This is a genomic window from Enterobacter sp. Taxon_2, from assembly GCF_058355295.1.
The window spans coordinates 86,264-104,722 of sequence record NZ_CM178024.1; the positions used below are offsets into that span (position 1 = coordinate 86,264).

Annotated in this window: 21 protein-coding genes; 7 read left to right on the forward strand and 14 right to left on the reverse strand. The window is 54.8% G+C overall.

Annotated elements, in window-relative coordinates:
* Window position 1 precedes the first annotated feature (1 nt).
* Genes trmH through gmk form a run of 4 tightly spaced genes read right to left on the reverse strand, consistent with a single transcriptional unit; the run spans window position 2 to window position 3,783 of the window.
* A complete protein-coding gene (trmH, locus tag AC4IC4_RS00360; protein WP_491471963.1) occupies window positions 2-691 on the reverse strand; it encodes a tRNA (guanosine(18)-2'-O)-methyltransferase TrmH in 690 nt (229 codons plus the stop codon).
* Window positions 692-695: 4 nt separating this feature from the next.
* Window positions 696-2,810, reverse strand: a complete 2,115-nt coding sequence (gene spoT / locus AC4IC4_RS00365; protein ID WP_024906643.1) for a bifunctional GTP diphosphokinase/guanosine-3',5'-bis pyrophosphate 3'-pyrophosphohydrolase — start codon at window positions 2,808-2,810, stop codon at window positions 696-698.
* Window positions 2,811-2,829: 19 nt separating this feature from the next.
* Window positions 2,830-3,105 carry a DNA-directed RNA polymerase subunit omega gene (gene rpoZ, locus AC4IC4_RS00370; protein ID WP_000135058.1) on the reverse strand — a complete coding sequence of 92 codons (276 nt, stop codon included), beginning with the start codon at window positions 3,103-3,105 and terminating at the stop codon, window positions 2,830-2,832.
* 54 nt (window positions 3,106-3,159) lie between these two features.
* Window positions 3,160-3,783, reverse strand: coding sequence for a guanylate kinase (gmk, locus tag AC4IC4_RS00375; RefSeq protein ID WP_008502674.1), 624 nt, complete (start codon window positions 3,781-3,783; stop codon window positions 3,160-3,162).
* Window positions 3,784-4,034: 251 nt separating this feature from the next.
* Between gmk and ligB the strand changes: the two genes are divergently transcribed.
* Complete coding sequence (gene ligB / locus AC4IC4_RS00380) at window positions 4,035-5,705, forward strand: NAD-dependent DNA ligase LigB (protein WP_491471964.1); 1,671 nt, start codon at window positions 4,035-4,037, stop codon at window positions 5,703-5,705.
* A 2-nt stretch (window positions 5,706-5,707) separates the two neighbouring features.
* Here ligB and AC4IC4_RS00385 read toward each other — a convergent pair whose 3' ends face one another.
* Entirely contained in the window at window positions 5,708-6,325 is a 618-nt protein-coding gene (locus AC4IC4_RS00385; protein WP_048980250.1) for a trimeric intracellular cation channel family protein, read from the reverse strand.
* A 204-nt stretch (window positions 6,326-6,529) separates the two neighbouring features.
* Window positions 6,530-7,393 (reverse strand): YicC/YloC family endoribonuclease, encoded by an 864-nt coding sequence (locus AC4IC4_RS00390; protein ID WP_032650708.1) that lies wholly within the window; start codon window positions 7,391-7,393, stop codon window positions 6,530-6,532.
* A 125-nt stretch (window positions 7,394-7,518) separates the two neighbouring features.
* On the opposite strand from AC4IC4_RS00390, the gene rph reads away from it, so the two are divergent.
* Together rph and pyrE are read left to right on the forward strand one after the other, a co-directional pair.
* Window positions 7,519-8,235 carry a ribonuclease PH gene (gene rph, locus AC4IC4_RS00395; RefSeq protein ID WP_024906632.1) on the forward strand — a complete coding sequence of 239 codons (717 nt, stop codon included), beginning with the start codon at window positions 7,519-7,521 and terminating at the stop codon, window positions 8,233-8,235.
* A gap of 67 nt (window positions 8,236-8,302) precedes the next feature.
* A complete protein-coding gene (gene pyrE, locus AC4IC4_RS00400) occupies window positions 8,303-8,944 on the forward strand; it encodes an orotate phosphoribosyltransferase (protein ID WP_024906631.1) in 642 nt (213 codons plus the stop codon).
* A gap of 83 nt (window positions 8,945-9,027) precedes the next feature.
* Here the strand turns inward: pyrE and slmA are convergent, their stop codons facing one another.
* The 3 genes from slmA to coaBC form a co-directional block, all read right to left on the reverse strand.
* On the reverse strand, window positions 9,028-9,624 hold the full coding sequence (gene slmA, locus AC4IC4_RS00405) for a nucleoid occlusion factor SlmA (RefSeq protein ID WP_024906630.1): 597 nt from the start codon (window positions 9,622-9,624) through the stop codon (window positions 9,028-9,030).
* A 120-nt stretch (window positions 9,625-9,744) separates the two neighbouring features.
* Window positions 9,745-10,203: a dUTP diphosphatase gene (gene dut / locus AC4IC4_RS00410; RefSeq protein ID WP_008502691.1), complete on the reverse strand. Its 459-nt coding sequence runs from the start codon at window positions 10,201-10,203 to the stop codon at window positions 9,745-9,747.
* A complete protein-coding gene (coaBC, locus tag AC4IC4_RS00415) occupies window positions 10,181-11,392 on the reverse strand; it encodes a bifunctional phosphopantothenoylcysteine decarboxylase/phosphopantothenate--cysteine ligase CoaBC (protein WP_491472856.1) in 1,212 nt (403 codons plus the stop codon). Before coaBC ends, dut begins: the two co-directional genes overlap by 23 nt.
* 172 nt (window positions 11,393-11,564) lie before the next feature.
* On the opposite strand from coaBC, the gene radC reads away from it, so the two are divergent.
* From radC to mutM, 4 genes are all read left to right on the forward strand, one after another.
* Window positions 11,565-12,233, forward strand: coding sequence for a RadC family protein (gene radC, locus AC4IC4_RS00420; protein ID WP_048992806.1), 669 nt, complete (start codon window positions 11,565-11,567; stop codon window positions 12,231-12,233).
* Between the two features lie 218 nt (window positions 12,234-12,451).
* Window positions 12,452-12,688, forward strand: a complete 237-nt coding sequence (gene rpmB, locus AC4IC4_RS00425; protein WP_002436699.1) for a 50S ribosomal protein L28 — start codon at window positions 12,452-12,454, stop codon at window positions 12,686-12,688.
* A 22-nt stretch (window positions 12,689-12,710) separates the two neighbouring features.
* On the forward strand, window positions 12,711-12,878 hold the full coding sequence (rpmG, locus tag AC4IC4_RS00430) for a 50S ribosomal protein L33 (protein ID WP_003024094.1): 168 nt from the start codon (window positions 12,711-12,713) through the stop codon (window positions 12,876-12,878).
* Window positions 12,879-12,950: 72 nt separating this feature from the next.
* A complete protein-coding gene (gene mutM / locus AC4IC4_RS00435; protein ID WP_032643723.1) occupies window positions 12,951-13,760 on the forward strand; it encodes a bifunctional DNA-formamidopyrimidine glycosylase/DNA-(apurinic or apyrimidinic site) lyase in 810 nt (269 codons plus the stop codon).
* Window positions 13,761-13,762: 2 nt separating this feature from the next.
* On the opposite strand, the gene coaD is transcribed toward mutM, so the two are convergent.
* From coaD to AC4IC4_RS00460, 5 genes are all read right to left on the reverse strand, one after another.
* Complete coding sequence (gene coaD, locus AC4IC4_RS00440) at window positions 13,763-14,242, reverse strand: pantetheine-phosphate adenylyltransferase (protein WP_024906627.1); 480 nt, start codon at window positions 14,240-14,242, stop codon at window positions 13,763-13,765.
* Window positions 14,243-14,245: 3 nt separating this feature from the next.
* A complete protein-coding gene (locus AC4IC4_RS00445) occupies window positions 14,246-15,016 on the reverse strand; it encodes a glycosyltransferase family 2 protein (protein ID WP_491471965.1) in 771 nt (256 codons plus the stop codon).
* Complete coding sequence (gene waaA, locus AC4IC4_RS00450; protein WP_024906625.1) at window positions 15,016-16,290, reverse strand: lipid IV(A) 3-deoxy-D-manno-octulosonic acid transferase; 1,275 nt, start codon at window positions 16,288-16,290, stop codon at window positions 15,016-15,018. The genes AC4IC4_RS00445 and waaA overlap by 1 nt, the downstream gene beginning before the upstream one ends.
* A 66-nt stretch (window positions 16,291-16,356) precedes the next feature.
* Window positions 16,357-17,346, reverse strand: a complete 990-nt coding sequence (locus AC4IC4_RS00455; RefSeq protein WP_491471966.1) for a glycosyltransferase — start codon at window positions 17,344-17,346, stop codon at window positions 16,357-16,359.
* An 11-nt stretch (window positions 17,347-17,357) separates the two neighbouring features.
* On the reverse strand, window positions 17,358-18,458 hold the full coding sequence (locus tag AC4IC4_RS00460) for a glycosyltransferase (RefSeq protein WP_491471967.1): 1,101 nt from the start codon (window positions 18,456-18,458) through the stop codon (window positions 17,358-17,360).
* Window position 18,459 lies beyond the last annotated feature (1 nt).

The following is an 18,459-nucleotide window of genomic DNA, read 5'->3' on the forward strand; positions in this document are numbered from 1 at the left end:
CTTACCCGGCGTACTGCATGGTGGCCCACCACTCGGCATCGGCTTCAATTTCGCCCTGCGCGTTGACGTGGGGGTAAGGCAATTTTTTCTGCTTCGCAACGCGAGCCAGCACCGGATAGCCACCTTCAAACAGCAGGCGCTGCTGTTCCTCTTCCGGCAGCATGCTGTTGCTGCGCTCGTACATCCCGGCGTTCTGACGCTGGCGCTGCGCTTCATACAGAATGAGCGCGGACGCCACGGAGACGTTAAGAGACTGGACCATGCCGATCATCGGAATGATGATGTCCCGATCCGCCAGATCCAGCGCTTCGTTGGTGATCCCGGTTTTCTCCTGACCCATCAAAATGCAGGTCGGGCGGGTGTAGTCGATCTCGCGGAAATCTACGGCTTTAGCGGACAGGTTAGTGGCCAGGATCTGCATCCCGCGCCCTTTCAGGTGCGATACGGCTTCGCCAATGGTGTGATGATTTTTAACAGACACCCAGCTGTTGCTGCCTGCCGCCGCCGAGACCGTATTTCGCATACGGCCGTCCGGCCAGACGGCGTGCACTTCATGCACGCCGACGGCATCTGCGGTACGAACGATAGCAGAGACGTTATGAGGTTTATGCACCTGCTCCATGCAGACCGTCAGGTCAGGCTGACGCCTGGCGAGCATTTCGCAGATACGTGCATAACGTTGTGAATTCATAAACCTAGTTTCGGTTTCGGGTGACTTTAATCACGTCCGGCATGACGCGGATCTTGCGCATAATATTCGCCAGATGTACGCGGTCGCGAGCGGTCAGACGAATAAAGGCGCTATACACGCGGCCATCTTTCTCTTCCGTATTCAGGCTCTGAATGTTGGACGAAGCCGTGTTGATCGCTGCCGTCAGATTCGCCAGGGCACCCTGGTGGTTGAACATATCCACCTTAATTTCGGTGATAAATTCCTGCGCGGTCTCTTTATCCCACTCGACCGCCATAAACTTCTCGGCTTCTTTCTGATAGCCGCGAATGTTACGGCAGGATTCGTGGTGGATAACCAGCCCTTTGCCCGGGCTGACGTGCGCAATAATCGGATCGCCAGGAATTGGACGACAGCATTTTGCGAAGGTGATCAGCACGCCGTCCGCGCCTTTAATCGGCAGGTGTCCGTGGCTTTGCGTGGTTGCAGGCACCGCTGTTGTATCGCCTTGCTGCAGGTTCTTCGCCACCACCACGCTCATGGCGTTGCCGAGGCCAATCTCTGCCAGCAGGTCGTCAAGCGACGTAAGCTTCATGCGCTCCAGCTCACGCTGGACGTTCTCCTGCGGAATTTCAGCCAGCTTGCGACTGCCGCCCAACGCGTGGTTGAGAAGACGACGCCCAAGGCTGACGGAATCATCACGCTTGAGGTTTTTCAGCAGCTGGCGAATTTTGGCGCGTGCTTTGGAGCTCACGACAAAGTTCAGCCAGGCCGCGTTCGGACGTGCGCCCGGCGCGGTAATAATTTCTACCGTCTGGCCGCTGGAAAGCGGCTGAGACAGCGGATAAGGCTGTCTGTCGACGCGCGCGCCGACGCAGGCATGTCCGATATCGGTATGCACGGCGTAAGCGAAGTCGACCGGCGTTGCGCCCGCAGGCAGTTCGACAATGCGACCTTCTGGGGTGAAAACGTAAATCTCATCCGGGAAGAGATCGGATTTAACGCTCTCGATAAATTCAAACGAGCTGCCCGCACTCTGCTGAAGCTCCAGCAGGCTCTGCATCCAGCGCTGGGCGCGGATTTGTGCGGTCGTGCTGCTTTCGCCACCGTGCTCTTTATACGCCCAGTGTGCGGCAACCCCCATCTCTGCCATCTGGTCCATGTCTTCGGTGCGGATCTGCACCTCAACAGGTACACCGTGCGGACCAATCATCGAGGTGTGCAAAGATTGATAGCCGTTCGCTTTTGGAATGGCGATGTAATCTTTCATGCGCCCCGGACGCGGTTTATAGAGGCTGTGCATCTGCCCCAGCACGCGATAACAGGTGTCCGAGTCATGGACAATGACGCGGAAGGCGTAGATATCCATGATCGAGTGAAAACGCTGCTCTTTGAGCACCATTTTGCAGTAGATGGAGTAAAGGTGTTTCTCGCGACCGCTGACGCGGCACGGGATCCCCGCTTCCTGTAAGCGCCCTTCGATTTCAGAGAGGATCTTTTGAATCATCTCTTTACGGTTACCGCGTGCGGCTTTCACCACCTCTTTAATCACGCGATAGCGGTTCGGATACAACGCTTCAAAACCCAGCTCTTCCAGCTCGGTTTTAATGTGATGAATACCTAAACGGTGCGCCAGCGGACTGTAGATTTCGAGGGTTTCACGGGCAATGCGGCGACGTTTATCCGGGCGAAGTGAGCCCAGCGTGCGCATGTTGTGGGTACGGTCAGCGAGTTTGATGAGAATGACGCGGATATCCTGCACCATCGCCATAATCATCTTGCGGAAGTTTTCGGCTTGCGCCTCTTTCTTGTCGCGGAAATTCAGCTTATCAAGCTTAGAGACCCCTTCCACCAGTTCGGCAACGCTTTTGCCAAACAGCTGTTCCATGTCCTGGTAAGTGGCAGGGGTATCTTCGATCACGTCGTGCAGCAGAGCGGCCATGAGCGTTTCGTAGTCGAGTTTCATCTCGGCCAGAATACAGGCCACCGCTACCGGGTGCGTGATATAGGGTTCACCGCTTGAACGTGTCTGGCCCTCGTGAGCGTCACGTGCAACGAGATACGCCTGCTGAAGACGCTTAATCTGGTCTTCAGGCAGGTAGGTTTGAATCAGTTGATTCAGGCTTTCAAACAGATACAAGGGCGACCCGCAGGTTTAATTAACGACGACCTTCAGCAATAGCGGTTACGGCCTGCAGTTCTGCGGCTTCCTGCTCTTGCTGCTCCTGGCGCTCACGCACGTCGAGGATCTGGTTGTTGATCAGACCTTCTTCGATTTCGCGAAGTGCAATAACGGTGGTTTTATCGTTTTCTTCCGGTACCAGCGGATCTTTACCGCCTACCTGCATCTGACGAGCGCGACGCGCGGCGACCAGCACCAGGTCAAAACGGTTACCAATTTTCTCTACAGCGTCCTGAACAGTTACGCGTGCCATACTTAAAATGCTCCACAGGTGAAGAAATGACTGGGCATGATACTGAAAGTGGGTTCAGTCTGCCAACAGTTTGGTGATTAATGCGTCATGTCGCTGCTTCTGGCGGCTCATACGCAGACGTTCTGCACGAAGAATGGTTTTGAGATCGCTCAGTGCGGCATCAAAATCATCATTCACAATAAGGTAATCATATTCAGCGTAATGGCTCATTTCTGCAACAGCCTGTTCCATACGCTTTGCGATCACTTCTTCGCTGTCCTGACCGCGGCCACGCAGACGGCGATCCAGCTCATCTTTCGATGGCGGTAAAATAAAGATACTGCGCGAGTCAGGCATTTTCTTGCGAATTTGCTGTGCGCCCTGCCAGTCGATATCCAGGAACACATTCACGCCCGTGGCCAGAACCTGCTCAATGGTTTCCCGCGAAGTACCGTAGTAATTACCGAATACTTCAGCGTGTTCAAGAAACGCGTCTCTGCCGATCATCGCTCTGAATTCGTCGTGATCCACAAAGAAATAGTGTTCACCGTGCACTTCACCCGGACGCGGTTGGCGCGTGGTGTGAGAAACAGAAACCTGTGTGTCGTACAACGGTTGGGTTTTTAACAGTGCCTGAATAAGGCTGGATTTACCCGCGCCACTAGGGGCAGAAACAATATAAAGCGTGCCTTGAGCCATGAGAGTCTTTTGTATGTGTTAACGAAGAAGTCCTACATACGGGCTTATTATACACGTCACCGCCGTGTGACGTAGCCTTTGTCACACTTTTTCCCCTCGATTATTGAATTTTGCGTGCCGTTTTCAGGTTTTATCTGTGGTTTTCAGCAACCAAAAGAAATACCGGATAGCGTCTCGCATTGCGAAACGTTGCCGTTAGCGTTGTTTCAGGCATCCGGGTATACCTCCTGCAACGCAAAGGAGGGGTAGCGATGTTGCGATGGATAAGCGGGTTAATGCTGTTGTGGTGCGGTTATGGCGCGGCGATGTGTCCGGTGTGGTCGCAGGCAAAAGCAGAGAAAGAGATGGCGTCGTTAAGCACGCAAATCAAACGCTGGGATGAGGCTTACTGGAAGCAGGGCGTGAGCGAGATCAACGACGAGGTTTACGACCAGCTTCACGGGCGTTTAACGCAGTGGCAGCGCTGTTTTGGCAGTGAGCCTTCAGAAGAGAGACTCCCCGCGCTGACGGGGAGCGTAAAACATCCTGTTGCCCACACGGGCGTGCATAAGGTGGCCAGCAAAGAGGAACTGAGACAGTGGATGCGTGCGCGCCAACATCTGTGGTTGCAGCCGAAAGTTGACGGTGTGGCGGTGACGCTGGTCTATCGTGACGGGAAGTTAACCCAGGCCATCAGTCGCGGTGATGGCCTGAAAGGGGAAGACTGGACCGGGAAGGTGCGTTTAGTCCCGTCTGTTCCGCAAAAGCTCACCGGCAAGCTGGCGAACAGCGTCTTACAGGGCGAGCTCTTCTGGCTGCGCGACAACCACATTCAGCAGCAGATGGGCGGAATGAACGTTCGTGCAAAGGTGGCGGGGGCGATGATGCGGCAAAAGGATAACTCGCTATTGAGCAAGATCGGCGTATTCATCTGGGCCTGGCCGGACGGACCGAAAGATATGCAGACCTCTTTAGCTGAACTGTCTCAGGCTGGTTTTACGCTGTCGGCACGGTATACGCTTCCCGCCGAATCTGTTGATGGCGTCGAGAAACAGCGCGCGGCCTGGCACGCGACCGCATTACCCTTTGCCACGGATGGCATTGTGGTGCGTTCGGAGGATGAACCCGCGGGCGAAGATTGGTTGCCGGGAGAAGGCAACTGGGTTGTTGCGTGGAAATATGCGCCTACAGCCCAGGTTGCTGAGGTGATTAATATTCATTTTTCCGTGGGGCGAACGGGCAAAATTTCCGTTGTAGCCGCGCTGGAACCCGTGCAACTGGATGATAAACAGGTGCAGCGGGTGAGCCTGGGCTCGGTTGGGCGCTGGCAGAGAATGGATATTGCCCCGGGGGATCAGATACAGATCAGCCTGGCCGGGCAGGGTATCCCCCGGTTTGATAAAGTGCTCTGGCGCGGGACGGACAGACATAAACCAGAGCCTCCGGCCTCGCGTTATCATTCGCTTAGCTGTTTCTACGCTTCCCCGGAGTGTATGGAGCAGTTCTTTGCCCGGCTGACCTGGCTCAGTTCAAAGCAGGTACTTGATATTGAAGGATTAGGTGAGTCAGGCTGGCGTACCCTCTGGCAGGCACATCATTTTGAACATCTCTTTTCATGGCTGTTATTAACTCAGGCGCAGTTGCAGTCTACACCGGGGTTTTCCTCAGCACGCGGGCTGGCGCTCTGGCACCGATTTAATCTGGTGCGCGAGAAGCCGTTTATCCGCTGGCTCATGGCATTGGGTGTGCCAATGACGCAGGCTTCGCTGAAGGCGATGGGAGACATATCGTGGCAGAAGATGAGCGGGCGCAACGCAAAGGACTGGCAGGCCCTGCCGGGAACGGGAGAGGAAAAAGCGCGACAAATCGTTAACTGGATGCTCGCGCCTCAGATTGATGTGCTGGCGAAATGGCTCGCTGAACAGCACATCAACGGGTTCTGAAACTAGTGTGTGCTGTGTTTGTAATGAAAAACGGGCAGCCCGAGCTTCAGACGCAGCGCCAGCATGCGGGCCGTAAAGCCAAACAGTAGCGTCGAGATGACCACCACATCATGGTTAGAAACGTAATGCTGCAGGGCGATATAAAGCACCGCTGCCGCAAAGGAGATGCCGGCATACAGTTCTTTTTGAAAGACCAGAGGAATGCGCTTGCAGAACATATCGCGCAGCACACCGCCGAATACGCCTGTGACCACGGCGGCAATGGTAGCGATAACCGGTCCTTCCCCCATATCGAGCGCGATTTGCGCACCGATGATCGAAAAGACGATCAGCCCCAGCGCATCAAGCACCAGGAACAGGCGGCGAAGATGGGGCATAACGGGCGCCACGATGGTGGTTAACACGGCAGCAGTCGCCACAATAATCACGTATTCAGGGTGTTTAACCCAGCCGAGCGGGTAATGGCCAAGCAGGATATCGCGCACGGAACCACCGCCAAGCGCGGTCGCGGTAGCAATAATGATTACGCCGAAGGTGTCCATACGGCGACGTCCGGCGGCAAGCGCGCCGGTCATGGCTTCTGCGGTGATGCCAATGAGATAAAGGATGTGAAGCAGCATATACCCTCCGGTGTGAACGCGGGGAGGTTAGCGATTTGTGCGCAAGATCACGATTGAGATTTTCTAAGGCGAGTCAGGTTGCCCTATAAAATTTTATTAATTTATTTTGAGTAGGCTTGGTGATAGGCGGTAAAACGTAAAAACGGATGTTGATATGGATTAGAAAAAATAATGGGTGGTGCAGTCGACACCACCCGAAAGGCATTACTCGATGTTCTGAATCTGCTCGCGCATCTGCTCAATCAGCACTTTCAACTCAATCGCTGAATTCGTCACGTCTGCATTGATCGACTTAGACGCCAGGGTGTTCGACTCGCGGTTGAACTCCTGCATCATAAAGTCCAGACGGCGGCCCACCGCTTCCTTCTTCTTCAGAATGTTGTAGGTCTCTTTAACGTGCGCTTCCAGACGGTCCAGCTCTTCAGCGACATCAATACGCTGCGCCATCAGCACCAGCTCTTGTTCCAGACGGGTGTTTTCCAGCTGAACTTCCGCTTCTTCCAGTTTGGCGACAAGGCGTTCGCGCTGCCACTGCAGCACTTCCGGCATATGGGCGCGGACTTTCGCCACTTCGGTGCTCACACCTTCAAGACGCTGCTCAATCATCGCTTTCAGCGCCTGACCTTCGGTTTCGCGGGCAACGATAAAGTCGTCCAGCGTGCCGTCGAGGGCTGCCAGGATTTCAGCGGCAATGGCATCCAGATCCTGCTCACCGGCGGCCATGACGCCAGGCCAGCGCAGAATATCAACCGGGTTGATTTCACCTTCATCGCTCTGCATTTTGACCCAGTTCGCCGCATTCACGAGCTGTTTCGCCAGTTTTTCGTTGAGGATCAGCTCGCCCTGTGCGCTGGCATCAGGCTCAAAGCGCAGGTTACATTCCACTTTACCGCGCGTCAGACGCGTACGAATACGCTCGCGTACAACAGGCTCAAGGCTGCGGAACTGCTCCGGCATACGGAAATACGTTTCCAGGTAACGCTGGTTTACCGAGCGCATTTCCCATGTGGCGCTACCCCAGCTACCCTTGATTTCACGCCGGGCGTAGGCGGTCATACTGCGGATCATAGACATTCCCGTTTTTAAAGGAGAGATGGGGGGATTATAGCTTTCGGGGGCTTCTCAGGATAGGAATAAGCGTCCTTTATCCGTATAATGCGCAGCCACATTCGTTTCAAGCCGGAGAATCCATCATGCGTCCATCAGGTCGTAGCGCCAACCAGGTGCGTCCCGTCATCCTGACCCGTAACTATACAAAACACGCTGAAGGCTCCGTGCTGGTTGAGTTTGGTGACACTAAAGTGCTGTGCACTGCCTCCATCGAAGAAGGTGTTCCGCGCTTCCTGAAAGGTCAGGGTCAGGGCTGGATCACCGCAGAATACGGCATGCTGCCGCGTGCGACCCATACCCGTAATGCCCGTGAAGCGGCAAAGGGGAAGCAGGGCGGTCGTACCATGGAGATTCAGCGTCTAATCGCGCGCGCGCTTCGCGCCGCCGTTGACCTGAAAATCCTCGGCGAATTCACCATCACTCTCGATTGCGACGTAATTCAGGCAGACGGCGGTACGCGTACCGCATCCATAACCGGTGCCTGCGTGGCGCTGGCGGACGCTCTGAACAAGCTGGTTGCGGCCGGCAAGCTGAAAACCAACCCAATGAAAGGCATGGTTGCGGCGGTTTCAGTCGGTATCGTTAACGGCGAAGCGCTTTGCGATCTGGAATACGTTGAAGATTCCGCAGCCGAAACCGACATGAACGTGGTGATGACCGAAGACGGTCGCATCATTGAAGTACAGGGTACGGCGGAAGGCGAGCCGTTCACTCACGAAGAGCTTCTCTCTCTGCTGGCGTTGGCCCGAGGGGGAATCGAATCTATTGTAACGACGCAGAAAGCGGCGTTAGAAAATTGATTTTAAAGGCGACCAATGAGTCGCCTTTTTTTTGCCTGTAAGACAGAAAAACCAAAGGAGCAAATCCATGAAATCGTATCAGCGCCAGTTTATTGAGTTTGCGCTCAACAAGCAGGTACTCAAGTTTGGCGAATTTACGCTGAAATCCGGGCGTAAGAGTCCCTATTTCTTCAACGCCGGGCTGTTTAATACCGGGCGCGATCTGGCATTGTTAGGCCGTTTCTATGCCGAAGCGCTGGTGGATTCCGGGATTGATTTTGACCTGCTGTTTGGCCCGGCCTATAAAGGCATTCCGATTGCGACCACCACCGCGGTGGCGCTGGCGGAACACCATGACCGTGACGTGCCGTACTGCTTTAACCGCAAAGAGGCTAAAACCCACGGTGAAGGCGGGAATCTGGTTGGCAGCCCGCTGCAGGGCCGCGTGATGCTGGTGGACGACGTGATCACCGCGGGTACGGCGATCCGCGAATCAATGGAGATCATTCAGGCCAACGGTGCGACGCTTGCTGGCGTGCTGATTTCTCTGGATCGTCAGGAACGTGGTCGCGGGGAAATTTCCGCTATTCAGGAAGTCGAGCGCGATTACAGCTGCAAAGTGACGTCGATTATCACTCTGAAAGACCTGATTGCGTATCTGGAAGAGAAGCCTGAGATGGCGGACCATCTGGCGGCGGTACGTGCGTACCGGGAAGCGTTCGGGGTGTAGTTAAATTGCCCGGTGGCGCTACGCTTAACGGGCCTGCGCATTTCGTAGGCCCGATAAGGCGAAGCCGCCACCCGGCAACGGTGTTACTGCAACTGAGCAGCCACTAACGGCCAGCGGGCGTCAAAATCGTCCGTTGGACAGTATTTGAACTCGCTGCGCACAAAGCGAGAGAGCATCCCTTCACAAAACGCCAGAATCTGGCTCGCCAGCAGTGTTTCATCAATGCTGTAACCTTCGCCTTCACGCATTTTCTTTTCGCGCAGTACCTGGCGCAGCTGAGCTTCAATGCGTTCGAAAAGCTGGTTAATGCGGCCCTGTAGTCTGTCCTGCTCAAACATCAGCGCGTGGCCGGTGAGGATACGAGTTAAGCCCGGATTGCGTTCACCGAAGCCCAGGATTAACAGCACAATCAGACGCAGACGCGCGGTGGTGTCTTTTTCGTCTTTCAGAATCAGGTTGATGCGCGTGATCAGGCTGTCTTCAATAAACTCGATCAGACTGTCGAACATCCGGGTCTTGCTCGGAAAATGACGGTACAGCGCCGCCTCAGACACGCCCACAGAGGCGGCCAGTTTAGCGGTGGTGATGCGTTGACTGCCATCGCTGGATTCAAGCATCAGAGCCAGAGATTGAAGTATTTCTTCGCGACGATTCCTTTTCGCGGTTTGTTTTTCTGCCATGTTACAAAATACCCCTGAAAATAAGCACTTGCCAGGCTGGCATCCACACAGCGACCGCAAACGGGCGTTTGCGGTTTGTTATTGCATTATGACGCTGTGAGATACGTGTCTGTCGGGCCGTTATTTGCGCCCGGAATGGCCGAAGCCGCCTTCGCCGCGGTCGGTGGCGTCAAAGTCTGCCACCAGGTTAAATTCTGCCTGTACCACCGGTACAAAGACCATCTGTGCGATACGCTCACCCGGTTCAATGGTGAAGCTGTCCTGACCACGGTTCCAGACGGAGACCATCAGCTGACCCTGGTAGTCGGAGTCGATCAGGCCGACCAGGTTCCCCAGCACAACGCCGTGCTTATGGCCCAGGCCAGAACGCGGCAGGATCACCGCCGCCAGCGACGGGTCAGCAATGTGAATGGCCAGGCCAGTTGGAACCAGGGTAGTGGCACCCGGAGCCAGTTCTACGGCGTCATCGAGACAGGCGCGCAGGTCAAGACCGGCAGAGCCGGAGGTGGCATAGGTTGGCAGCGGGAATTGCTCGCCAACACGCGGGTCCAGAATCTTAACGTCGATTTTTTTCATCATAACGGGTAACGATCTCGTCGAGTAATTGTTGGCCCAGGAGTTCCTTGCGCTCAAGCGGTAAGACTTTATCTCCATCCTGCCAGAAAAGGTGCAGTGCGTTGCTGTCGCTGTTAAATCCTTGTGTGGCCAGCGATACGTCGTTCGCGCAAATCAAATCGAGGTTTTTGCGGGTACGTTTTTGCCGGGCATATTCTTCCACATTATTCGTTTCTGCGGCAAACCCAACAACGTATGGACGGTGGCTTTTTAGTGCGGCGACACCGGCAACAATGTCCGGGTTTTTTACCATTTTTATTGTTAATTCATCGCCTTGCTTTTTAATTTTAGCCTCGGCGATCGTCTCGGCACGATAGTCTGCGACGGCAGCACAGCCGATAAAAATCTGCTGGCTTTGCGCATGAGCCTGTACGGCGGCTTCCATCTCCAGCGCGGTAGTAACGTCAATTCGCTTCACAAACGCAGGGGTAGGCAGCGAGACCGGGCCGCTCACCAGCGTGACGTTCGCGCCACGCTTCGCAGCGGCGGCGGCAATCGCAAAGCCCATTTTACCGGAGCTGTGGTTGGTGATGTAGCGCACCGGATCCAGCGGCTCGCGCGTGGGGCCCGCGGTAATCATGATGTTGAGATGTTGCAGATCGTTGACAGGCGAAAAATGGGCTGCGGCCATATCAACAATCGTCAGCGGGTCAAGCATGCGACCCGGGCCAACATCGCCGCAGGCCTGGCTGCCGCTGTCCGGACCCCAGATAAGCAGGCCGCGTGAGGCCAGCGTCTCCAGATTGTGCTGGGTGGCCGCGTTACGGTACATCTGCTGGTTCATGGCAGGAACGACGGCAACAGGGGCAGGCGTGGCCAGACAAATGGTAGAGACCAGATCGTTTGCCATACCGGCCGCCACCCGGGCGATTAAATCAGCCGTGGCGGGGGCAAGGATAACCAGGTCAGCCCATTTACCCAGCTCAATATGGCCCATCGCGGCTTCGGCGGCCGGATCGAGCAGGCTGTCAGATACCGGGTATCCTGAAACGGCCTGCAGGCTCAGGGGAGTGATAAAGGCTTTACCGCCTTCGGTTATCGCGACCCGCACATCTGCCCCGCGCTCGCGCAGACGACGCACCAGCTCTGGCGCTTTGTAGGCAGCAATGCCGCCGCTCACGCCAAGAACGATTTTTTTACCGGCCAGGCTCATCATGATTCTTTCCTGTTGGGTTTCACCAGAGAGCAGGCATTTTATCACAATCCCCAAAGCGGGGTGATTTTGTCCTTCGACCACTTTGCGAGGCGCTACGCAAGAACGCAACATGGCCGTCGAGCGCCGGATTGGCGTGTGGCAGCATGCGGTTAAAAAAGGGAGAAAGAGCATGGAAGAAGAGGATGAACAGCTGCTGCCGCGTGAAAAACTGCTGCGCTACGACGTCACCTTGTTAAAAGATGACGAACTGCTGGCGCTCTTTTTACGTACCGGAACGCCCGGCAAAACGGTATTTACGCTGGCAAAAGAGCTGATAGCACGTTTCGGTTCGCTGTACAGTTTACTGACCGCCGATCTGGCGCAGTTTACGCACGTTGAGGGGATCGGCGTGGCGAAATATGCCCAGTTGCGGGCCATTGCCGAACTTGCCCGCCGTTTTTACAATGTCCGCATGGAGAAGGACGATCCGATCCTGACGCCCGCAATGACGCGCGAATTCCTGCAAAGCCAGTTAACCGATATTGAACGCGAGATCTTTATGGTGATCTTTGTTGATAACAGAAATCGGGTGCTGAAACATAGCTGTCTCTTTGCGGGCACATTGAGCCACGTTGAGGTGCATCCGCGTGAAATTGTGCGGGAAGCGATAAAAGTGAATGCAGCGGGCGTGATCCTCGCGCATAATCACCCCTCTGGCTGTGCAGAACCGAGCAGAGCGGACAAAGAAATCACCGAACGCATTATCAAATGCTGTCAATTCATGGACATTCGTGTGCTGGACCATCTGATAATTGGCCGCGGTGAGTACATTTCTTTCGCAGAACATGGCTGGATTTAGGCTATTTCTCGCGATCCATCGGGATCTTTGTCTGTTCGGGACTTGAGCACACCGCCGAGTCAGCGTATACTACGCCACCTTTGAGAATCTCGGGTTTGGCATTTGGGCCTGGCAATCGAGAGTTCACTTAGAACTATGCGATGACCGGGCTGTAAAGCCTGACGAGGCGCCGATACCCCATACGAAGCTCGAGCTAATTTGATTTTTGGAGAATAGACATGTCCCGAGTCTGCCAAGTTACTGGCAAGCGTCCGGTGACCGGTAACAACCGTTCCCACGCACTGAACGCGACTAAACGCCGTTTCCTGCCGAACCTGCACTCTCACCGTTTCTGGGTTGAGAGCGAGAAGCGTTTTGTCACCCTGCGCGTATCTGCTAAAGGTATGCGTGTAATCGATAAGAAAGGCATCGATACAGTTCTGTCCGAACTGCGTGCCCGTGGCGAAAAGTACTAAGTACTTAAAGAGGAAATAAATCATGGCTAAAGGTATTCGCGAGAAAATCAAGCTGGTTTCTTCTGCTGGTACAGGTCACTTCTACACCACCACGAAGAACAAACGTACTAAGCCGGAAAAACTGGAACTGAAAAAGTTCGATCCAGTTGTACGCCAGCACGTACTGTACAAAGAAGCTAAAATCAAATAATTTTAGCCTCCTTGTATCGAAAAACCCCGCAACTGCGGGGTTTTTTGCATTCTGTATCTCAACGGAGGAACCATGCCTGAATTACCTGAGGTAGAAACCAGCCGTCGCGGCATTGAGCCCCATCTGGTCGGCGCGACGATTCTTCACGCGGTTGTCCGTAACGGACGTCTGCGCTGGCCGGTGTCCGATGAGATCCATGCCCTGAGCGATCAACCCGTCCTTAGCGTGCAGCGCCGCGCGAAATACCTGCTGCTGGAACTGCCCGACGGCTGGATCATTATCCACCTGGGGATGTCCGGGAGCCTGCGCATTCTTACCGAAGAACTGCCTGCTGAAAAGCACGACCACGTCGATCTGGTGATGAGCAACGGCAAAGTGCTCCGTTACACTGACCCACGGCGCTTTGGCGCGTGGCTGTGGACGAAGGAGCTGGAAGGACATAACGTGCTGGCGCATCTGGGCCCGGAGCCGCTTTCAGACGCGTTTAACGCGGAATATCTTAAGGCGAAGTGCGCGAAGAAGAAAAGCCCGATTAAGCCCTGGCTAATGGATAACAAGCTGGTGGTCGGCGTGGGGAATATTTATGCCAGCGAATCGCTGTTTGCCGCCGGGATCCATCCCGATCGGCTGGCCTCTTCGCTGTCGGCGCAGGAGTGTGAGTTGCTGGTCCGGGTGATTAAAGCCGTATTACTTCGCTCGATTGAGCAGGGCGGGACAACGTTGAAGGACTTCCTGCAAAGTGACGGCAAGCCGGGCTATTTTGCCCAGGAGCTTCAGGTGTATGGCCGTAAGGGCGAACCGTGCAGAGTCTGCGGCACGCCCGTTATTGCCACGAAGCATGCCCAGCGCGCCACGTTCTACTGCCGTCAGTGCCAGAAATAGGGCTACTTTAGCTTTTCCATCAACGCCTGGTGGACGTTAACCGGCAGGAAATGGGTAACGTCCCCGTGATGACGCGCCACCTCTTTCACCAGCGTGGACGAGATAAACGACCACTCTTTGGAGGGCATCAGGAACACGCTCTCCAGCTCCGGCATCAGGTGGCGGTTCATGTGCGCCAGCTGCATTTCATACTCGAAGTCTGCCACCGCGCGTAAACCACGGATCAGAATGTTTGCCTGCTGAGCGCGGGCGAAGTTAGCCATCAGGTCGCTAAACCCGACCACCTCAACATTCGGCAGGTGCGAAATGGCATCGGTGGCGAGCTGTACGCGCTCGTTGAGGTCAAACATCGGCTTTTTGCTGGGGCTGGCGGCTATGGCCAGGATCACCTTGTCGAACATGCATGCCGCACGGGTGATGATATCAAGATGACCGTTGGTGATCGGATCGAAGGTACCCGGATAAATCGCTTTTGTGCTCATGGCTCACGTTTTCTCTGAGTAGCCGCGGCAGAGCGCCCACAGCTCGGTGTATTTGTTGAAAGTATACTGGGCATTCACTACCGCGAGTAACCAGCCCTGCTTACCGTCCAGTACGCCGCCGCGCAGCAGCAGTGTTTTCAGGAACGCGCCCAGCGTGTGGGTAAAGATACCCGTCAGCGAGGCCTTCTTGCCGCGCTGGTGACGCTCCTGCGCCCATGCGGTGGCATAGTTGAGTTGTTTACGCTGGAAGCTGGCGAAATCGCGGCAGGTCAGGTGCAGCAAATCGCCCGTCAGGGGGATCACCTGGGCGTTATCGCAGCTCAGGGATTCATGCACCAGATTATCGTTGTACTGATACCGCTCGCGCTCGTAGAGGCGCATCACGCGGTCAGGATACCAGCCGCTGTGGCGCATAAAACGGCCAAGGAAGTAGTTGCGGCGGGCAATGCTGTATACGGCGCCAGGCTGGGGCGAGGAAAGTACCGCCAGAATGGCCTGCTGAAGTTCTGGCGTAATGCGCTCGTCAGTATCGAGCATCAGAACATACTCACCGGTGGCATACCCCTGCGCGCGCTGGCGCTGGATGCCATAGCCTTGCCAGTCAGTGTCGACAAAGATTTTTGCTCCCGCTGCCCGGGCAACGTCTACCGTGTTGTCCGTACTTCCGGAGTCAAGAATGACTATCTCGTCAGCCCAGGCAACGGAGGCCAGGCAGTCCGGAAGCAGGTCGGCGGCGTTTTTGGCGATCATCACGACCGACAGACGCGTTGACATTAATGGCTCCGCTGGGGCAGGTAAGGTTGCAGAAGCTGCAGCAGACGGGTCAGGGCGCCCTGGTTCTGGTGCAGCACTTCGACCGCATGGCGCCCGTACCACAGGCGATAATCTTCGTCAGTCAGAAGGGTCGATACCTCTTTGACTACTGAATCTGCATCGGTCACGGTAATCAAACCATCGGCCTGCTGTAATTTCGCGCAGATATCTTTGAAGTTAAACGTGTGCGGCCCCATCAGCACCGGAATGGCGTGGGCTGCTGGCTCCAGCGGGTTATGTCCGCCGCGCTCGACCAGGCTGCCACCGACAAACGCGAGGTCAGCAATGCCATACAGAAGCATCAGCTCGCCCATCGTATCGCCAATCACCACCTGGGTGCTGCCAGACGGGATCTCACCGCTGCTGCGCAACGTGAAGCTGAAACCGCCTTTCTGCACCATTTCACGGGCATCTTTGAAACGCTCCGGATGGCGGGGCACGAGGATCAGCAGTAAATCAGGGAAGCTTTCCAGCAGCTTGCGGTGAGCCTGCAGGATGATCTCTTCTTCACCGTCATGGGTACTGGTCGCAATCCAGACCTGACGACGCGGGGCCCACTGGCGACGCAGCGTGATCGCACGGGCAGCAAGCTCAGGGGTAACAGAAATATCGAACTTCAGGCTGCCCGTTACCGCAAGCTGGTTGCGTTTGAGGCCCAGAGAGACAAAGCGTGCCGCATCTTCTTCATTCTGCGCGGCAATCAGCGTGATCTTGCTCAGCAGGCGGCGCATAAATTTACCCAGCTTGCCGTAGCCTTTCGCCGAGCGCTCTGACAGGCGCGCGTTGGCAATCACCAGCGGAATTTTGCGGGCATGCAGGGCGGAAATCATGTTCGGCCACAGTTCGGTTTCCATCACAATCACCAGCTTCGGGCGCACGGTGTTGAGGAAACGATTCATGGCGCAGGGCAGATCGTAAGGAAGATAGACGTGATGGACGTCTTTGCCAAAAGCGGATAACGCGCGCTCCGAGCCGGTTGGCGTCATCGTCGTGACGGTAATTGGCAGCGACGGGTAGCGGTGACGCAGGGCGCGAACCAGCGGGATTGCCGCCAGCGTTTCACCGACAGAAACGGAATGCAGCAAAATACCGTCCGGAGCGACTTTATTGCGGCAGAAGCCATAGCGTTCAGCCCAGCGTTTACGATACGCAGGCGCTTTACGGCTACGAAGCAACAGCCTCAGCCACACCAGTGGCTGAATGATGTAGAGCAGAGCGGTATACAACAATTCCAAGCGATTATCCGTTTTTTTAGTTTCGGCGGGCAAATTCTAAGCATTTAAGCCAGGTAAAGCTATCTCTTATGCCAGATACCGTTTCAAACGGAAATAACGGCGACCCAGCCGCCAGCGCAGACGCGGACTTTTTGCACTTTTCCAGATGAGTTTCCAGATGCCTGTTTCGAAGAACTCTTTAATAATCATTGATTTCTTCTTCTCATCCTTCATGTTGTCGAAGGTGTGAATAATTCCCAGCCCCTCTTTGGCAATTTGCCAGTGGCAGGCAGGGATCCCTTTCACTTTATCCGGATAACGCTGATTAATGTCATCGAGCATCTGCAGGATTTTCATGTAGTGACGCGCAGAGCGTATCAGCGTGTCGTCATTGTCCGGCATATGGGACACCGATGCAGAGTGAATGTAGTAGTCGTAATAGCGTTCACTGGTGTACTGAACCCGCTCTGCCGCGAGCAGCACTTCGGTGGTCCACGGGATATCCTGATGGCGCAGGCCGGGTTCGAAATGGAAACTGTGTTGACGGATAAAGTCGTGGCGATAAATGTTCAGCCAGGTGACGTGAAGGAATTTACGCGAATCCAGCGCCATTTTTAACCACGCTGGGCCAGCCATGACTCCTGTCGACGCCAGTTTGTCTTCCGGGAAGATCGGGCGTGAGGGTTTCTTGTTGTTCTCCCAGACGTAGTTCCCGTTACAGGTGGCGACATCCAGATCCTGCGTGACGGCCATCTCCAGCAGGCGCTGGTACATGCCGGGTTTAAAGACATCATCAATATCCGGGAAAGAGAGATATTGCCCTGTCGCAACGGCCAGACCGGTATTACGCGCGATGGATACGCCCTGGTTTTGTTGTTCTATGACCTGCAGCTGCGGCAGTTTTTCTCGCCAGTTTTCGACGATCTCCATCGAGCGGTCAGTAGAGCCATCATTGACAATGATGACTTCCATGCTGTCGATGCGTTGATTCACAAGGCAGGTAAAGAACTGATCCAGGAAAGCTTCACCGTTATAAACGGCAACCACCACGCTCAACAATGGGGCTGAATTTTGCATAAGAAACCTGATTATTTTTGATTGTCGACCAGAGCAATATATTGCTGGCAAATGGCATTGATACCGAACGACGCGATGGTGGCATCACCAACGACCGGCGGGGCGGTATAAATATCCGCCATCGTTTTTGCCAGTGACGCGTCATTTAACTCTGCCAGCCCGCGCGCTAAGGCTCCGGTAAGGATTTCGGCGGGACCACCTGGGCAATTTGTACTGACTGGTGGCGTCTGGCAGATAATGGCTTCAACCAGTACATTACCAAAACCTTCGCAGTCAGAACTTAACACTAAAAGGCGTGCCCCTTTAATCCAGGGATAGGGATTGGAATCGAACGGGCGGAAAACCGTTTTGTTTTCAATACCCAGCTCGGCAGCAAGCTGCTTGAGTTTTTGAATTTGAGCTTCAGATCCATTGCCCATCATGACCAGCGTTGTGTCAATTTTACTCAGGGCGAACGCACGTAAAAGGCGGTCGTGGCGTTTGTGCTCATGGAAGCGGCCAACATGAATGATGTAATCCTTTCCCTGCATCTCGAAGGGAGTATCTGCCAGACGCTGAATTTCAGGAATATCGAAAGGATTATGGATAACCGCTTTGCCTCGAAGATTGAGTACCAGCGTTTCGGAAAGATCTTTCAACACGGCGCCTGAGACGGCGACAACGTTTCGGTTTTCGTAGGTATGACGAATTTTAAGATGTTTAAACCAGCGTGAAAGTCCGCTGCGATGGCGAAGATAGGAGAACGAGAACATGCCATGCACGCAGAACCAGACTTTGTCTCGTTCCAGCGCGCGGCAGTGCGCCACAATGCGATCTGTTTTGTGCAAATGAGAGAAAACCACATCAAATTTGCCGCTGCGCTCAGCCCGTTCAATCGCCTGATCCAGCAATTGGGCACGGCGCGGGATCTCCGTCAGCTTTCGCCACGGTTTTTTACATGTGTCCTGAACAACCTGATAATCGATGCCTTCCGGGATGGCGTAATCGCACACTTTCCGCAGAGAGAAGAGCGAGACCTGATGTCCCATTTCTATCAATCCGCTGGAAAGTGTCAGAACCGTTTTTTCAGCTCCGCCACCGGGTAAACCATCAATAATCATTAGGATGCGCATT

Excerpts from the sequence above, each read along its gene's own strand:
- AC4IC4_RS00455 (WP_491471966.1), bottom strand. The coding sequence starts at position 17,346 with ATGCAAAATTCAGCCCCATTGTTGAGCGTGGTGGTTGCCGTTTATAAC.
- rph (WP_024906632.1), top strand. The coding sequence starts at position 7,519 with ATGCGTCCATCAGGTCGTAGCGCCAACCAGGTGCGTCCCGTCATCCTG.
- AC4IC4_RS00445 (WP_491471965.1), bottom strand. The coding sequence starts at position 15,016 with ATGTCAACGCGTCTGTCGGTCGTGATGATCGCCAAAAACGCCGCCGAC.
- coaD (WP_024906627.1), bottom strand. The coding sequence starts at position 14,242 with ATGAGCACAAAAGCGATTTATCCGGGTACCTTCGATCCGATCACCAAC.
- AC4IC4_RS00460 (WP_491471967.1), bottom strand. The coding sequence starts at position 18,458 with ATGCGCATCCTAATGATTATTGATGGTTTACCCGGTGGCGGAGCTGAA.
- trmH (WP_491471963.1), bottom strand. The coding sequence starts at position 691 with ATGAATTCACAACGTTATGCACGTATCTGCGAAATGCTCGCCAGGCGT.
- AC4IC4_RS00385 (WP_048980250.1), bottom strand. The coding sequence starts at position 6,325 with ATGCTGCTTCACATCCTTTATCTCATTGGCATCACCGCAGAAGCCATG.
- slmA (WP_024906630.1), bottom strand. The coding sequence starts at position 9,624 with ATGGCAGAAAAACAAACCGCGAAAAGGAATCGTCGCGAAGAAATACTT.
- coaBC (WP_491472856.1), bottom strand. The coding sequence starts at position 11,392 with ATGAGCCTGGCCGGTAAAAAAATCGTTCTTGGCGTGAGCGGCGGCATT.
- AC4IC4_RS00390 (WP_032650708.1), bottom strand. The coding sequence starts at position 7,393 with ATGATCCGCAGTATGACCGCCTACGCCCGGCGTGAAATCAAGGGTAGC.
- radC (WP_048992806.1), top strand. The coding sequence starts at position 11,565 with ATGGAAGAAGAGGATGAACAGCTGCTGCCGCGTGAAAAACTGCTGCGC.
- ligB (WP_491471964.1), top strand. The coding sequence starts at position 4,035 with ATGTTGCGATGGATAAGCGGGTTAATGCTGTTGTGGTGCGGTTATGGC.
- gmk (WP_008502674.1), bottom strand. The coding sequence starts at position 3,783 with ATGGCTCAAGGCACGCTTTATATTGTTTCTGCCCCTAGTGGCGCGGGT.
- pyrE (WP_024906631.1), top strand. The coding sequence starts at position 8,303 with ATGAAATCGTATCAGCGCCAGTTTATTGAGTTTGCGCTCAACAAGCAG.
- rpmG (WP_003024094.1), top strand. The coding sequence starts at position 12,711 with ATGGCTAAAGGTATTCGCGAGAAAATCAAGCTGGTTTCTTCTGCTGGT.
- rpoZ (WP_000135058.1), bottom strand. The coding sequence starts at position 3,105 with ATGGCACGCGTAACTGTTCAGGACGCTGTAGAGAAAATTGGTAACCGT.
- dut (WP_008502691.1), bottom strand. The coding sequence starts at position 10,203 with ATGATGAAAAAAATCGACGTTAAGATTCTGGACCCGCGTGTTGGCGAG.
- rpmB (WP_002436699.1), top strand. The coding sequence starts at position 12,452 with ATGTCCCGAGTCTGCCAAGTTACTGGCAAGCGTCCGGTGACCGGTAAC.
- mutM (WP_032643723.1), top strand. The coding sequence starts at position 12,951 with ATGCCTGAATTACCTGAGGTAGAAACCAGCCGTCGCGGCATTGAGCCC.